We start from the raw sequence: 14,625 nt of genomic DNA, 5'->3' as shown, positions 1-14,625 counted from the left end.
GAGCCGTGAAGCCCGCCGCCGTTGCCGTCACGCGCGCGTGGGCGCGCCCGGCGTCAGGCGACCGCGTCGACGATGGCGTTCAGCGTTGCGCTCGGGCGCATCGCCTGGCTCGTCAGCTCGACGTTCGGACGGTAGTAGCCGCCGATCGCCTGCGCGGTGCCCTGCGCGGCCGACAGTTCTTCCAGGATGCGCGCTTCGCTGTCGGCCAGCGACTTCGCGACGCCTTCGAACTGCGCCTTCAGCGCGGCATCGTCGGTCTGCTCGGCCAGCGCCTGCGCCCAGTACAGGCACAGGTAGAAATGGCTGCCGCGGTTGTCGAGGCCGCCGACCTTGCGTGCGGGCGACTTGTTCTCGTCCAGGAACTTGCCGGTCGCCTGGTCGAGCGTCTTCGCGAGCACGAGCGCCTTCGGGTTCTGGTAAGCGTGGCCGAGGTGTTCGAGCGACGCGGCCAGCGCGAGGAATTCGCCGAGCGAATCCCAGCGCAGGAAGCCTTCCTCGACGAACTGCTGCACGTGCTTCGGTGCCGAGCCGCCCGCGCCCGTTTCGAACATCCCGCCGCCGGCCATCAGCGGCACGATCGACAGCATCTTCGCGCTGGTGCCGAGTTCCATGATCGGGAACAGGTCGGTCAAGTAGTCGCGCAGCACGTTGCCCGTGACCGAGATCGTGTCCTTGCCCGCGCGGATGCGCTCGAGCGAGAAACGCGTCGCGTCGACCGGCGTCATGATGCGGATGTCGAGGCCGTTCGTGTCGTGATCCTTCAGGTAGCGTTCGACCTTCGCGATGATCTGCGCGTCGTGCGCACGGGCCGGGTCGAGCCAGAACACGGCCGGCGCGCCGGTCGCGCGGGCACGGTTCACCGCGAGCTTCACCCAGTCCTGCACCGGTGCGTCCTTCGTCTGGCACATGCGCCAGATGTCGCCCGACTCGACCGCATGCTCGAGCAGCACGTTGCCGGCTTCGTCCGTGACGCGCACGACGCCATCGGCCGGGATCAGGAACGTCTTGTCGTGCGAACCGTATTCCTCGGCCGCCTGCGCCATCAGGCCGACGTTCGGCACGCTGCCCATCGTGACCGGGTCGAATGCGCCGTGCTGCTTGCAATCTTCGATCACGGCCTGGTAGACGCCCGCGTAGCAGCGGTCCGGAATCACGGCCTTCGCGTCGGACAGTTCGCCGTCCGGGCCCCACATGCCGCCCGAGTCGCGGATCATCGCCGGCATCGATGCGTCGACGATCACGTCGCTCGGCACGTGCAGGTTCGTGATGCCCTTGTCCGAGTTGACCATCGCGAGACGCGGGCGCACCGCGTATTCAGCCTTGACGTCGGCTTCGATCGCTTCGCGCGTGTCGGCCGGCAGATCCTTCAGGCGCGCGTACAGGTCGCCGATCCCGTTGTTCGGGTTGAAGCCGAGTTTCGCGAGCACGTCCGCGTGCTTGGTGAGCGCGTCGCTGTAGAACACCGACACGAAGTGACCGAACAGGATCGGGTCCGAGACCTTCATCATGGTCGCCTTCAGGTGCACCGAGAACAGCACGTCCTGCGCCTTCGCGTCGGCGATCTGCGCTTCGATGAAGCTGCGCAGCGCGTTGCGGCTCATCACCGATGCGTCGATGATTTCATCGGCCTTCACCGCCGTCTTTTCCTTCAGCACCTTCTTCACGCCGTCGGTCGTCGTGAGTTCGATCTTCACGCTGCCGGCCGCGGCGATCAGCGCCGACTTTTCGCTGCCGTAGAAGTCGCCTTCGCTCATGTGCGCGACGTGCGCCTTCGACGTGGCCTTCCATGCGCCCATCTTGTGCGGGTGCTTGCGGGCGTAGTTCTTCACCGACAGCGGCGCGCGGCGATCCGAGTTGCCCTCGCGCAGCACCGGGTTCACCGCGCTGCCCTTGATCTTGTCGTAGCGGGCCTTGACCGCCTTTTCTTCGTCGGTCGTCGGATCTTCCGGATACGCCGGCAGCGGGTAGCCCTGCGCCTGCAGTTCGGCGATCGCGGCCTTGAGCTGCGGCACCGATGCGCTGATGTTCGGCAGCTTGATGATGTTCGCTTCCGGCTTCAACGTGAGCTGGCCCAGTTCGGCCAGATCGTCGGAACCCTTCTGCTCCGGCGGCAGGACGTCGGCGAATGCCGCGATGATGCGGCCGGCGAGCGAGATGTCGCGCGTTTCGACGGCGACGCCGGACGAGCGCGTGAAGGCCTTGACGATCGGCAGCAGCGAATAGGTCGCGAGCGCGGGCGCTTCGTCGGTGAGGGTGTAGATGATCTTGGGCGAAGTGGACATGGTGGTCAAAGCGTTGCTACGTGAATGTTGGACTGAGAACGCCGGTGGTAACCGGCGGGGAGCGACCGGGTGGGTCGCGAAAGGGGCGCGCCGGCTCAGCCGGGCGGTGGTGTTGCGAGGGCCGTCATGTTCTACCTTGCAGGGCATGCGGGCCGCGGTGCGGCGCCGCGGCCCGCACGCCGGACCGCCCTGCCAACAAACCTGCCATCCATGAAACGCCCCGGCGCCGGCAGTAGGCGCCGGGGCGGCCGGCGATCCGCCGGCCCAACCCGGAAGGGGTCTTACATGTTCTCGATCAGCACTTCGCCGAAGCCGGAGCACGACACCTGCGTCGCGCCTTCCATCAGGCGCGCGAAGTCGTACGTGACGCGCTTCTGCAGGATCGACTTTTCCATCGCGGCGATGATCGTGTCGGCCGCTTCCGTCCAGCCGAGGTGGCGCAGCATCATTTCCGCCGACAGGATCTCCGAACCGGGGTTCACGTAATCCTTGCCCGCGTACTTCGGCGCCGTGCCGTGCGTGGCCTCGAACATCGCGACCGAATCCGACAGGTTCGCGCCCGGCGCGATCCCGATGCCGCCGACCTGCGCGGCCAGTGCGTCGGAGATGTAGTCGCCGTTCAGGTTCAGCGTCGCGATCACGTCGTATTCGGCCGGACGCAGCAGGATCTGCTGCAGGAATGCATCGGCGATCGAATCCTTGATGACGATCTCGTTGCCCGTCTTCGGGTTCTTCACGCGCATCCACGGGCCGCCGTCGATCAGCTCGCCGCCGAATTCCTTCTGCGCGAGCGCGTAGCCGGCGTCACGGAACAGGCCTTCCGTGAACTTCATGATGTTGCCCTTATGCACCAGCGTGACCGACTTGCGATCGTTGTCGATCGCATACTGGATCGCCTTGCGCACGAGACGCTCGGTGCCTTCGGTCGACACGGGCTTGACGCCGATCCCCGAGGTTTCCGGGAAGCGGATCTTCTTCACGCCCATCTCGTCCTGCAGGAACTTGATCACCTTCTTCGCCTGCTCGGAGCCCGCGGCCCATTCGATGCCCGCGTAGATGTCTTCCGAGTTCTCGCGGAAGATCACCATGTCGATCTTTTGCGGCTCGCGCACCGGCGAGGGCACGCCCTTGAAATACTGGACCGGGCGCAGGCACACGTACAGGTCGAGTTCCTGGCGCAGCGCGACGTTCAGCGAACGGATGCCGCCGCCGACCGGGGTCGTGAGCGGCCCCTTGATCGACACCACGTATTCCTTCAGCACCTGCAGCGTTTCGTCCGGCAGCCACACGTCCGGACCGTACACCTTCGTCGCCTTCTCGCCCGCGAAGATCTCCATCCAGTGGATCTTGCGCTTGCCCTTGTAGGCATGGGCCACCGCCGCGTCGACGACCTTGATCATGACCGGCGTGATATCGAAGCCCGTACCGTCGCCTTCGATATAGGGAATGATCGGCTGATCGGAAACGTTGAGCGAGTAGTCCTTGTTGACGGTGATCTTGTCACCGCCCTCCGGAACCTTGATGTGCTGATACGGCATGATCGACTCCAGTGACGTGGCTGAGCAGGTGATGCTGGTCGAAACTGCGCGCGTGGCGAGGTGGGCCTTGCCACCTTCGTGACGGCAACAGCGAGCCGCTATTCTAGCGCCCCAATCGGGGCCGGCGGCACGAAGCGCGACGCTGCGTATCAAGTCTTCCCTTATGTCTTATATAAGACAGATGACTTGCCGTTCCGTATTATGCATTAAGATTCCGCCATTTGCCATAGACCGCCGGCCCGCCTTCCCGCGGCCCGCCGCGCGGGCGCCCCGCCATGACCCTGATCGCCCTCAACAAGCCGTTCGGCACGATTTGCCAGTTTTCCGCGCACGAGACGCGGCCGTCGCTCGGCGACTGGGTAAAAACGCCCGGCGTCTACCCGGCCGGCCGGCTCGACGCGGACAGCGAGGGCCTGCTGCTGCTCACCGACGACGGCGCGCTGCAGGCGCGCATCGCGGAGCCGCGCCACAAGCTCGTCAAGCGCTACTGGGCGCAGGTCGACGGCGCGCCGGGCCCGGCCGACCTGAAGGCGCTCGCGCGCGGCGTCGATCTCGGCGACTACGTGACGCGCCCGTGCCGCGCCGAATTCATCGAGCCGCCCGACGCGCTGTGGCCGCGCAACCCGCCGATCCGCTACCGCGCCACGATCCCGACCACGTGGATCGAACTGGCGATCACCGAAGGCAAGAATCGGCAGGTGCGCCGGATGACGGCCGCGATCGGCTTCCCGACGTTGCGTCTCGTGCGCGTGGGCATCGGCGCACTGGACATATTCGCGCTCGGCATTGCGCCGGGCGAAACAATCGCGCTGCCGCCGCGCGCCCCGTGGGACGGTTTTGCCCGCGACGCGTGAGTGCGCGGCAACTTTCGATTTTTTCGTCATCTTTTTCGTCAACCGCCGGCGAAGATCGCGCGTTAAACCACGCAGATGCCATCCTGAGCTATCCGGCATTGGCAGCCGAACCGGTATTTCCGTGTTTGCGTCACGAAAGCGACGTTTTCTTCGAATACGATTCGGCGCCCGCAGCGCAATGAGAAATTTCTCGAAGCGTCTGTCAACCGAAAGGTGGATGGCACCGTTAGACGACATGACTCCTATGCCGGGTCATTTGGTTAATTAACTAAAGCTGAGGAACACAACATGAACAAACTGATCGCCGCTCTGGTCGCTGGTCTCTTCGCAACGGCTGCTTTCGCACAAGCTTCGGCTCCGGAAGCTGCTTCGGCTGCTGCTCCGGCAGCTGCTTCGGCACCGGCAAAGCACACGGCCAAGAAGCACCACGCAAAGAAGAAGCACCACGCAGCGAAGAAGGCAGCTAGCGAAGCCGAAGCGCCGGCAGCTGCTTCGAACTAAGCAAGCTGGTTGTAATAACGCAGTCAAGAACACGCAGTCTTGCCGTTCTTACGGCGTTGAAAGGCAGATCACCGCGAGGCGATCTGCCTTTTTCTTTTTGTGCCCGCCCGCGCGCTTCGCGTACCATGCGGGTCTCGTTTTCCCGATAGGAGCCTTGCTGTGCGATTCTCCCCGCGCTCGTCGCTCGGCCGCCTTGCGCGCGCCGCCGTGTTCCCCGCCGCGCTCGCCGTCCTCGCACTCGGCGTGCACACCGCCCACGCGCAGATGCCGCCCGGCGCCAAGCAGCCGAGCGAGTTCCCGCACGTGAAGCTGCGCGCCGGCATGTACGTGATCGACGCGGCCGTCGCCGCGAACGACGCCGACCGCGAACAGGGGCTGATGTACCGGTCGCAGCTCGGGCCGAACGAAGGCATGCTGTTCGTGTTCAACGAGAACGCCGTGCACTGCTTCTGGATGAAGAACACGCTGATTCCGCTGTCGATCGCGTTCATCCGCGCGGACGGCACGATCACCGACATCGACGAGATGCGGGCCGAGACGACCGACAATCACTGCCCGCGCAACAACGGCGTCTATGCGCTCGAAATGAGCAAGGGCTGGTTCGCCGCGAAGGGCATCAAGCCGGGCATGAAGCTCGACGGGCTGCCCAAGCCCCAGTAACGGCGAATGCCGCGGCCCCGCCGCGCATCGACCGAAGCCGGCCGCCCGTTGCGCGCCGGCTTTTTTTTCGCGCGCCGGCGGCGCCCGCCTTGATTCGGCCGACGCTGGCCGCATCTGCAAAAGCCACGGACAAGCGCTATCCTTTAAATCTCGCTTGTTCCAATCCGGACCGGCCCAGCCGGCCCGCTTACGATCCGAACCACCAGGAGGTTCACGTGCCCCGCAAAACCCCCATCGAGCGCTATCGCAACATCGGGATCAGCGCTCACATCGATGCCGGCAAGACCACGACGACCGAGCGCATCCTGTTTTACACCGGCGTGAGCCACAAGATCGGCGAAGTGCACGATGGCGCGGCCACGATGGACTGGATGGAGCAGGAGCAGGAACGCGGCATCACGATCACGTCGGCCGCGACCACGGCCTTCTGGAAGGGCATGGCCGGCAACTATCCGGAACACCGGATCAACATCATCGACACCCCAGGGCACGTCGACTTCACCATCGAGGTCGAACGCTCGATGCGCGTGCTCGACGGCGCGTGCATGGTGTACGACTCGGTCGGTGGCGTGCAGCCGCAGTCCGAAACCGTGTGGCGCCAGGCGAACAAGTACAAGGTGCCGCGCATCGCGTTCGTCAACAAGATGGACCGCGTCGGCGCGGACTTCTTCCGCGTGCAGCGCCAGATCGGCGAGCGCCTGAAGGGCGTCGCGGTGCCGATCCAGATTCCGATCGGCGCGGAAGAACATTTCCAGGGCGTCGTCGATCTCGTCAAGATGAAGGCGATCGTCTGGGACGACGAAAGCCAGGGCGTGAAGTTTTCCTACGAGGAGATCCCGGCGAACCTCGTCGAGCTCGCGCACGAATGGCGCGGGAAGATGGTCGAGGCTGCCGCGGAAGCCAGCGAGGAACTGCTCGAGAAGTACCTGCACGACCATGAGTCGCTGACCGAGGACGAGATCAAGGCCGCGCTGCGCCAGCGCACGATCGCGAACGAGATCGTGCCGATGCTGTGCGGCAGCGCGTTCAAGAACAAGGGTGTGCAGGCGATGCTCGACGCGGTGATCGATTACCTGCCGTCGCCGGTCGACGTGCCGGCCATCCTCGGCCACGACTTCGCCGATCCGGAAAAACCGGCGGAACGCCACCCGAGCGACGACGAGCCGTTCTCGTCGCTCGCGTTCAAGATCATGACCGACCCGTTCGTCGGCCAGCTGATCTTCTTCCGCGTGTATTCGGGCGTCGTCAATTCGGGCGACACGGTGCTGAACGCGACGAAGGACAAGAAGGAGCGGCTCGGCCGGATCCTGCAGATGCACGCGAACGAGCGCAAGGAAATCAAGGAAGTGCGCGCGGGCGACATCGCGGCGGCGGTCGGCCTGAAGGAAGCGACGACGGGCGACACGCTGTGCGATCCGACCAAGCCGATCATCCTCGAGAAGATGGAATTCCCGGAGCCGGTGATCTCGCAGGCCGTCGAGCCGAAGACGAAGGCCGACCAGGAGAAGATGGGCCTGGCGCTGAACCGTCTCGCGCAGGAGGATCCGTCGTTCCGCGTGCAGACCGACGAGGAATCCGGCCAGACGATCATCTCGGGGATGGGCGAGCTGCACCTCGAAATCCTGGTCGACCGGATGAAGCGCGAGTTCGGCGTCGAGGCCACGGTCGGCAAGCCGCAGGTCGCGTATCGCGAAACGGTGCGCACGACGGCGTCCGACGTCGAAGGCAAGTTCGTCAAGCAGTCGGGCGGGCGCGGCCAGTACGGGCATGCGGTGATCACGCTCGAGCCGAACCCCGGCAAGGGCTACGAGTTCCTCGACGAGATCAAGGGCGGCGTGATTCCGCGCGAGTTCATCCCGGCCGTCGACAAGGGCATCACCGAAACGCTGAAGAGCGGCGTGCTCGCCGGCTACCCGGTCGTCGACGTGAAGGTGCACTTGACGTTCGGCTCGTACCACGACGTCGACTCGAACGAAAACGCGTTCCGGATGGCCGGCTCGATGGCGTTCAAGGAAGCGATGCGCCGTGCGAAGCCCGTGCTGCTCGAGCCGATGATGGCTGTCGAGGTCGAGACGCCCGAGGATTTCATGGGCAACGTGATGGGCGACCTGTCGAGCCGGCGCGGCATCGTGCAGGGGATGGAGGACATCGCGGGCGGCGGCGGCAAGCTCGTGCGCGCCGAAGTGCCGCTTGCCGAGATGTTCGGCTATTCGACGTCGCTGCGCTCGGCCACGCAAGGCCGTGCGACGTACACGATGGAGTTCAAGCAGTACGCTGAAACGCCGGCCAACGTATCGGAAGGCGTGATCAACGCGAAAGTGAAGTAAGCGCCGGGCGCGTGCGCCCGACGGCAAGCCGAAGGCCCGTCCGGTTCCGGACGGGCTTTTTTTCGTCCGTCGAGCGCGCCGATGCGCGCGGCCGCCGACGTTTTCGATCGGCACGCCAGGCATTTTTTGCACATGCCACAATGGATCGCGATTCGTCCGATGGAACCTTCCCCATGCCGCCCACCCCTGCCCTGCGCCGCCTGCTGACGCTGTATGCGGGCCTGATCGTCGCCAACATCGCCGTCTGGCTGTGGGCGCTCGCGGTGCTGCGCGACCATCCGCTGCTGCTCGGCACCGCGGCGATCGCGTACGGGCTCGGGCTGCGTCACGCGGTCGACGCCGATCACATCGCCGCGATCGACGTCGCGACGCGCAAGCTGATGCAGGACGGCCAGCGTCCGGTGACCGTCGGCCTGTTCTTCTCGCTCGGCCACTCGACGATCGTGATTGCCGCGACGCTCGGCATCGCGCTGACCGCGTTCGCGCTGCGCGACCGTTTCGACGCATTCCGCGAGATTGGCGGCACGATCGGCACGGCGGTGTCCGCGACGTTCCTGCTCGTGCTCGCATGCATGAACCTGGTGATCCTGCGCGGCGTGTGGCGGCGCTATCGCGGCGCGCCGGACCATGCCCATGGCGGCGCGCACACGCATCGGGCGGGCGGCCTCGTGTCGCGGCTGCTGCGCCCGCTGTTCCGGTTCGTGTCGAAAAGCTGGCACATGTATCCGGTCGGCGTGCTGTTCGGCCTCGGTTTCGATACTGCAACCGAAATCGCGCTGCTCGCGATCGCGGCCGCGCAGGCAAGCCACGCGCTGCCGCTTTATACGGTCATGCTGTTTCCCGCGCTGTTCGCGGCGGGCATGACGCTGATCGACTCGACCGACAATGTGCTGATGATTCACGCGTACGGTTGGGCGATGGACGACCCGCAGCGCAAGCTGCTCTATAACGCGAGCATCACGCTGCTGTCGGCGGTCGTCGCGCTGGCCGTCGGCGGGATCGAGGCCGCCGGCCTGCTCGCCGACAAACTGTCGCTGACGGGCCCCGCACGCGATGCGCTCGATACGCTCGGCGAACACTTCGGCGCGATCGGCTATGGCATCGTCGCGCTGTTCCTCGTCGGCTGGATCGCGTCGATCCTCTGCCATCGCTGGCCGCGCGCTGCCGATCCAACGGCGCGCTGATCTGGTCAGACGTTTCATTCCAGAAACAAAATGCGCCCGACAGCGTTTCACGCGCTGTCGGGCGGCAAGTGCACGCCTTGCGCCACGGGCATAGCCGGCCGGTGGCACGAATCTCGCAGATAGGGATTCGCACGGCGGGCCCGCGTGCCGATCCGTGTTCGCGACTGCCCTCGGGCGCAAGCGCGACACGCATCGGCCGCCGATACGACATTGCATCGTTGCTGGTCCCCTGCATCACACGTTGACGGTCGCGCGTGACGAGGCATCGCGCCCATCGGGGAGATCAATGATGAGCAGAACGAAACAATTGTCCCGCACGGCGGGCCGGCGCTTTCACACCACCCTGCTGGCCGCAGCCGCGTTTGCTTGCTGCTGTTCGTACGCCAGTGCGCAGGACGCGACGCCCGGCGCCGCGCCCGACGCGATTGCGGGCGCGGACCCCGTGATGATGCTGGTCGAGGACGCGGCGTCCTGCGCCGCCAATCCGGCTGCATGCGCGGTACACGTCTATGCCGGCCGCGGCGCGGCAGGCAGCGGGGCCGGCAATACCACTGGCGGTGGCAGTCCGGGTAATGGCGGAAGCGGCGGGAGCGGCGCGGTCGGGCCCGCGGGGGTCAGTGGCTCCGCGGGATCAACATCCGGCGGTATGAATGGCACGGGCAGTGGCGGGACTGCGTCCGGCAACGGAGGTAAGGGTGATGGGTCTTCTGGTGGCGGCACTTCGGGTAACGGCGCTTCGGGTGGTGGTACTTCTGGTAGTGGCACTTCTGGCGGCGGCACTTCTGGTGGCGGTACTTCGGGTGGCGGCACTTCGGGTGGCGGTACTTCGGGTGGCGGCACTTCGGGTGGCGGCACTTCGGGTGGCGGTACCTCGGGTGGCGGTACCTCGGGTGGCGGCACCTCGGGTGGCGGTACCTCGGGTGGCGGTACCTCGGGTGGCGGCACTTCGGGTGGCGGTACCTCGGGTGGCGGCACTTCGGGCGGCGGTACCTCGGGTGGCGGCACTTCGGGTGGCGGCACTTCGGGTGGTCATGGTGGTCACGGCGGTGGTGGTCATGGCGACGGTGGCGGCAATGGTGGTGGAAATGGCGTAGGTAACGGTGGCGGCAACGGCGGCGGTCACGGCGGCGGCAGCGGTGGCGGTCACGGCGGCGGCAACGGCGGCGGCAGCGGTGGCGGCAGCGGTGGCGGCAACGGTGGCGGCAACGGTGGCGGCAACGGCGGCGGTCACGGCGGCGGCAGCGGTGGCGGCAACGGTGGCGGCAACGGTGGCGGCAACGGCGGCGGCAACGGCGGCGGCAACGGTGGCGGTCACGGCGGCGGCAGCGGTGGCGGCAATGGCGGCGGCGGCGGCGGCGGCAGCGGTGGCGGTCACGGCGGCGGCAGCGGTGGCGGCAGCGGTGGCGGCAACGGCGGCGGCAACGGCGGCGGCAACGGCGGCGGCAACGGCGGCGGCAACGGTGGCGGTCACGGCGGCGGCAACGGCGGCGGCAGCGGTGGCGGTCACGGTGGCGGCAATGGCGGCGGCAGCGGTGGCGGTCACGGTGGCGGCAATGGCGGCGGCGGCGGCGGCGGTCACGGCAACGGTGGCGGTGGCGGTGGCGGTGGCGGTGGCGGTGGCGGCGGCGGCGGCGGCGGCGGCAGCGGCGGTCACGGCAACGGCGGCGGCAGCGGCGGCGGCAGCGGCAGCGGCGGCGGCGGCGGCAGCGGCGGTAGCGGTGGCAGCGGCGGCAGCGGCGGCGCCGGCGGCAGCGGTGGCCAAGGTAACGGCGGCGGCAGCACCGGCGGTCACGGAATCGGTGGCCACGGCAATGGCGGTGGCAACGGTAATGGCAACGGCAATGGTGGCGCCGGCAGCGGCGGCGCCAACGGTGTCGGCAACGGCAACGGCAGTGGCGGCGGCGGCGGCGGCAGCGGCGGTGGATCGGCCGGCGGCCATGGCCACTGACCGGCGCATCGCCTGAGCAGTGCCGTCAGAGCATTTCGAGCGCGCGCTTGCTGCGCGGCGGACGGAAATAACCGTCGATCTGCGCGCGCTCGTCATCGCTCAACACGAGGTCGAGCGCCGCACGATTGTCGCGCACGTGCTCGATCCGCGACGCCTTCGGAATCGCGAACAAACCCGGTTGCGCGAGCACCCACGCAAGCGCGACACGCGTCACCGACACGCCCCGCTGCCGCGCGATCTCGTCGAGCGGCGAGCGCTTCGGCAGCCGCCCGTGATCGACCGGGCTGTAGGCCATCGCGGGTATCCGGTGGTCGGCGAGCCACGGCAGCAGGTCGAATTCCGGACCGCGCCGCGCGATGTTGTAGAGGATCTGGTTGGTCGCGCACGCGCCGCCGCCCGCGTCGTCGACGAGCTCGGCCATGTCGGCCGTATCGAAGTTGCTGACGCCCCAGTGCCGGATCTTGCCCGCGCGCCGCAACGCCTCGAACCCCTCCACCGTCTCCTCGAGCGGCACCGAACCGCGCCAGTGCAGCAGGTACAGGTCGAGACGATCGGTACGCAAACGCTCGAGGCTCGCCTCGCACGCGGCGACGACGCCGCGCCGGCTCGCATGATGCGGGTACACCTTGCTGACGAGGAACACGTCGTCGCGCAGGCCGGCCAGCGCGTCGCCGACGAGTTCCTCGGTCGCGCCGTCGCCATACATTTCGGCGGTGTCGACCAGCGTCATCCCGAGCGCGATACCCTCGCGCAATGCGGCGATCTCGTCCGCGCGGCGCGCGGGGCGCTCGCCCATTTCCCAAGTGCCCAGGCCGAGCTTCGGAATCGTCTCGCCGTCCGGCAGGACGACCGTGGCGATCGTGTCTGTCATGCGTTCCTCGCTGCGGTTCGTGGCCGCGCACCGCGGCCGAAGCATCGAATACGACGCATCAGTGTAGTCAATCGGTGCGGCCTTCACGTATTACACGGCAAAAACCGGCTATAACGGCGCCGCATGATGACTTAGAATGGCCGGCAACCTGATCGATACCCATTCCATGAAGTCACCCACGGACGACCGCTGGCAGGACCTGCGCCCCGACCCCGACAACGACACGCCGCTCTATCTGCAGCTCGCCCGCAAGCTCGGCGACGCGATCCACGACAATCGCTGGGCGGCCGGCGAGGCGCTACCGTCCGAGCGTGTGCTGTCCGAAGCGCTCGGCGTGTCGCGCATCACCGCGCGCAAGGCGATCGCGCTGCTCGTCGAGCAGGGCCTGATCCGCCGCACGCAAGGCGCCGGCAACTTCATCCAGCCGCGTTACGAGGATCCGCTGTCGCGGCTGTCGAGCTTCAGCGAGATGCTCGAGCGCCGCGGCTTCAAGCCGAGCTCGCAATGGCTCGAGCGCGAAATCCAGCCGGCGAACCGCGACGAAGTGATTCAGCTCGGGCTGTCGCCGGCCGCATCCGTTACACGGCTGAAGCGCCTGCGCCTCGCCGACGGCATCGTGATGGCCGTCGAGAACTCGACATTCCCCGCCACGCTGATTCCCGATCCGCAGGCGATCGGCGGTTCGCTGTACAGCTATCTCGAGGCGCGCGGCACGCCGATCGTGCGCGCGCTGCAGCATTTCCGCGCAGTCAACGCGACCGACGAGATCGCGCAACAGATGGGCATCGCGCCGCACGACGCGCTGCTGCTGATCACGCGGATCGGCTATACGGCCGACCAGCGCGCGATCGAGCTCACCGATACCTACTGCCGCAACGACTACTACGACTTCGTCGTCGAGCTGCGCAAGTAACGGGCATGGCGCCGCCGGCGCTCACAGCCAGCGCGCGTCGTCGGTGCCGAGCGGGACGGGCGGCCGAGCGAAGCGCGGCGGCGTCGCCGACAGGCGTTCGGCCGGACGCACCGCATCGATCGTGCCGAACGGCGACGCGCTCCGGTCGATCCGGTCGCGCACGTCGTCAGGCGTGAACTCCGGTGCGTGCAGACCGTCCGGCACCACGCCGAACGATTGCAGCCAGCGCCCCGTCTGCGCGAGCGACAACCGCACGTGCCAGCTTCCCCCTTCCGTCGCCCGGCGCGCGAGCGCGATCATCGCGCCGAACGCCGCCAGATAACCCGTCGCATGATCGAGCGCCTGGCACGGCAGATGGCGCGGGCCGTCCGCGTGCGCGGCGTGCTGCTCGCTCCATGCGATGCCGCTCGCCGACTGCACGAGGCTGTCGAAGCCGCGCCGCATCGACCACGGCCCCGCGTGTCCGTAAGCGGACACCGACACGCACACGATGCCGGGCCGCAGTTCCGCGAGCGCCTGCGGCGAGAACCCGCGCGCCGCGAGCGCGCCCGGGCGATAGGCCTGCAGGAATACGTCGGCGTCGCGTGCGAGATCGCGCAGCGCGGCGACGCCCGCCGGCTCGCGCAGGTCGATCCACGTCGAGCGCTTGCCGCGCCCGTTGTCGATCACGAGCGACGCGATGTTCGGCAGGTGCGGGCCGTTGACGAGCAGCGTTTGCGCGCCGTGCGACGCGAGCGTGCGGCCCGCGACCGGCCCTGCGATGATGCGCGTGAGATCGAGCACGCGCACGCCCGCGAGCGGCTGGTCGGGCTCGCCGTGTCCGATCGCCTCGACGGGCGCATCGCCGATCCGCTCGATCTCGAACAGCGGCAGCGACGCGAGCGCGCGCGCCTGGTCGTGCGCAGCCCATTCGTCAGGGGTTCTGATCAATGCCGCGCAGAGGCCGGCCTCGGCCAGCGCGGTATCGAGCGCCGCGCCGTCCCATGTGCGGATCGCCGCGGCAACGTCGTCGCGCCGTGGGCCGCAGCCGAGCACGTCGAGAATTCCGTGCAGGTGATGCGGAAAGTTCGCGTGCAGCTGGATCCAGCGTCCGTCGCGCGTGTCGTAGAAGCCCGTCACCGGATGACGCAGCTCCGGCGGCGGCCCATCGTCCACGCGCAGGTAGCGTTCACTGCGGAACGCGACGAGCGCGTCGCGCATCGACACGTCGACGCGCTGCGCGACACCCGTGCGCAGCCGGTGACAGTCGGCCGCAGCGAGCCCGGCTGCCGCGATGGTCGCCGCGGCCAGCGTGCCGACGTGGAACGTCGACGGCAGCGTCGGGTCCTGCCCCGTCACGGCCGCGCGGGCCAGCGCGTCAGGCGCGCCGTGCGCGAGTTGCCACAATCGGGTCAATGCGAGTTCGGGTGTCATGGTGAAAGCGGGCCGTTGAGGAGACTCAATCGAGTCTAGAATTCGCGACGGGTGCGATCAATCTTGATTGCCCGAATCAATGCATAACGAATAGTTGTAGCCGGGCCGCGTTTCATGCGCCCCCGACAGGAGCG

11 protein-coding genes are annotated in these 14,625 nt (G+C 67.5%); 6 read left to right on the top strand and 5 right to left on the bottom strand.

Annotation, left to right across the window (positions count from 1 at the left end):
* Nucleotides 1-53: 53 nt before the first annotated feature.
* Nucleotides 54-2,282 (bottom strand): NADP-dependent isocitrate dehydrogenase, encoded by a 2,229-nt coding sequence (locus ABIC50_RS21105; protein ID WP_354166665.1) that lies wholly within the window; start codon nucleotides 2,280-2,282, stop codon nucleotides 54-56.
* Nucleotides 2,283-2,563: 281 nt separating this feature from the next.
* Complete coding sequence (icd, locus tag ABIC50_RS21100; RefSeq protein ID WP_006754594.1) at nucleotides 2,564-3,820, bottom strand: NADP-dependent isocitrate dehydrogenase; 1,257 nt, start codon at nucleotides 3,818-3,820, stop codon at nucleotides 2,564-2,566.
* A gap of 275 nt (nucleotides 3,821-4,095) precedes the next feature.
* Between icd and ABIC50_RS21095 the strand changes: the two genes are divergently transcribed.
* From ABIC50_RS21095 to ABIC50_RS21075, 5 genes are all read left to right on the top strand, one after another.
* A complete protein-coding gene (locus tag ABIC50_RS21095; RefSeq protein ID WP_354166662.1) occupies nucleotides 4,096-4,674 on the top strand; it encodes a pseudouridine synthase in 579 nt (192 codons plus the stop codon).
* A 288-nt stretch (nucleotides 4,675-4,962) separates the two neighbouring features.
* Nucleotides 4,963-5,175, top strand: coding sequence for a hypothetical protein (locus ABIC50_RS21090; RefSeq protein WP_082089614.1), 213 nt, complete (start codon nucleotides 4,963-4,965; stop codon nucleotides 5,173-5,175).
* Between the two features lie 159 nt (nucleotides 5,176-5,334).
* Nucleotides 5,335-5,835 carry a DUF192 domain-containing protein gene (locus tag ABIC50_RS21085; RefSeq protein WP_354166660.1) on the top strand — a complete coding sequence of 167 codons (501 nt, stop codon included), beginning with the start codon at nucleotides 5,335-5,337 and terminating at the stop codon, nucleotides 5,833-5,835.
* 215 nt (nucleotides 5,836-6,050) lie between these two features.
* Nucleotides 6,051-8,162, top strand: coding sequence for an elongation factor G (gene fusA, locus ABIC50_RS21080; RefSeq protein WP_011657726.1), 2,112 nt, complete (start codon nucleotides 6,051-6,053; stop codon nucleotides 8,160-8,162).
* Between the two features lie 173 nt (nucleotides 8,163-8,335).
* Entirely contained in the window at nucleotides 8,336-9,346 is a 1,011-nt protein-coding gene (locus ABIC50_RS21075; protein WP_244100550.1) for a HoxN/HupN/NixA family nickel/cobalt transporter, read from the top strand.
* Nucleotides 9,347-9,977: 631 nt separating this feature from the next.
* Here the strand turns inward: ABIC50_RS21075 and ABIC50_RS21070 are convergent.
* Nucleotides 9,978-11,285, bottom strand: coding sequence for a hypothetical protein (locus ABIC50_RS21070; RefSeq protein WP_354166658.1), 1,308 nt, complete (start codon nucleotides 11,283-11,285; stop codon nucleotides 9,978-9,980).
* A 34-nt stretch (nucleotides 11,286-11,319) separates the two neighbouring features.
* Nucleotides 11,320-12,165 carry an aldo/keto reductase gene (locus ABIC50_RS21065; protein ID WP_354166656.1) on the bottom strand — a complete coding sequence of 282 codons (846 nt, stop codon included), beginning with the start codon at nucleotides 12,163-12,165 and terminating at the stop codon, nucleotides 11,320-11,322.
* A gap of 166 nt (nucleotides 12,166-12,331) precedes the next feature.
* On the opposite strand from ABIC50_RS21065, the gene ABIC50_RS21060 reads away from it, so the two are divergent.
* Nucleotides 12,332-13,078: a GntR family transcriptional regulator gene (locus tag ABIC50_RS21060; RefSeq protein WP_034177022.1), complete on the top strand. Its 747-nt coding sequence runs from the start codon at nucleotides 12,332-12,334 to the stop codon at nucleotides 13,076-13,078.
* A gap of 21 nt (nucleotides 13,079-13,099) precedes the next feature.
* On the opposite strand, the gene ABIC50_RS21055 is transcribed toward ABIC50_RS21060, so the two are convergent.
* Nucleotides 13,100-14,491 carry a CoA transferase gene (locus ABIC50_RS21055; RefSeq protein ID WP_354166653.1) on the bottom strand — a complete coding sequence of 464 codons (1,392 nt, stop codon included), beginning with the start codon at nucleotides 14,489-14,491 and terminating at the stop codon, nucleotides 13,100-13,102.
* Nucleotides 14,492-14,625: the final 134 nt, after the last annotated feature.

The organism is Burkholderia sp. 567 (assembly GCF_040545115.1).
GTDB lineage: Bacteria > Pseudomonadota > Gammaproteobacteria > Burkholderiales > Burkholderiaceae > Burkholderia > Burkholderia ambifaria.
This window is presented reverse-complemented; position numbering and strand designations above follow the sequence as displayed.

What these genes read in the sequence shown, in the direction of transcription:
- ABIC50_RS21105 (WP_354166665.1), bottom strand. Translation starts at nt 2,282, where the DNA reads ATGTCCACTTCGCCCAAGATCATCTACACCCTCACCGACGAAGCGCCC.
- icd (WP_006754594.1), bottom strand. Translation starts at nt 3,820, where the DNA reads ATGCCGTATCAGCACATCAAGGTTCCGGAGGGCGGTGACAAGATCACC.
- ABIC50_RS21095 (WP_354166662.1), top strand. Translation starts at nt 4,096, where the DNA reads ATGACCCTGATCGCCCTCAACAAGCCGTTCGGCACGATTTGCCAGTTT.
- ABIC50_RS21090 (WP_082089614.1), top strand. Translation starts at nt 4,963, where the DNA reads ATGAACAAACTGATCGCCGCTCTGGTCGCTGGTCTCTTCGCAACGGCT.
- ABIC50_RS21075 (WP_244100550.1), top strand. Translation starts at nt 8,336, where the DNA reads ATGCCGCCCACCCCTGCCCTGCGCCGCCTGCTGACGCTGTATGCGGGC.
- ABIC50_RS21070 (WP_354166658.1), bottom strand. Translation starts at nt 11,285, where the DNA reads ATGGCCGCCGGCCGATCCACCGCCGCTGCCGCCGCCGCCGCCGCCACT.
- ABIC50_RS21065 (WP_354166656.1), bottom strand. Translation starts at nt 12,165, where the DNA reads ATGACAGACACGATCGCCACGGTCGTCCTGCCGGACGGCGAGACGATT.
- ABIC50_RS21060 (WP_034177022.1), top strand. Translation starts at nt 12,332, where the DNA reads ATGAAGTCACCCACGGACGACCGCTGGCAGGACCTGCGCCCCGACCCC.
- ABIC50_RS21055 (WP_354166653.1), bottom strand. Translation starts at nt 14,491, where the DNA reads ATGACACCCGAACTCGCATTGACCCGATTGTGGCAACTCGCGCACGGC.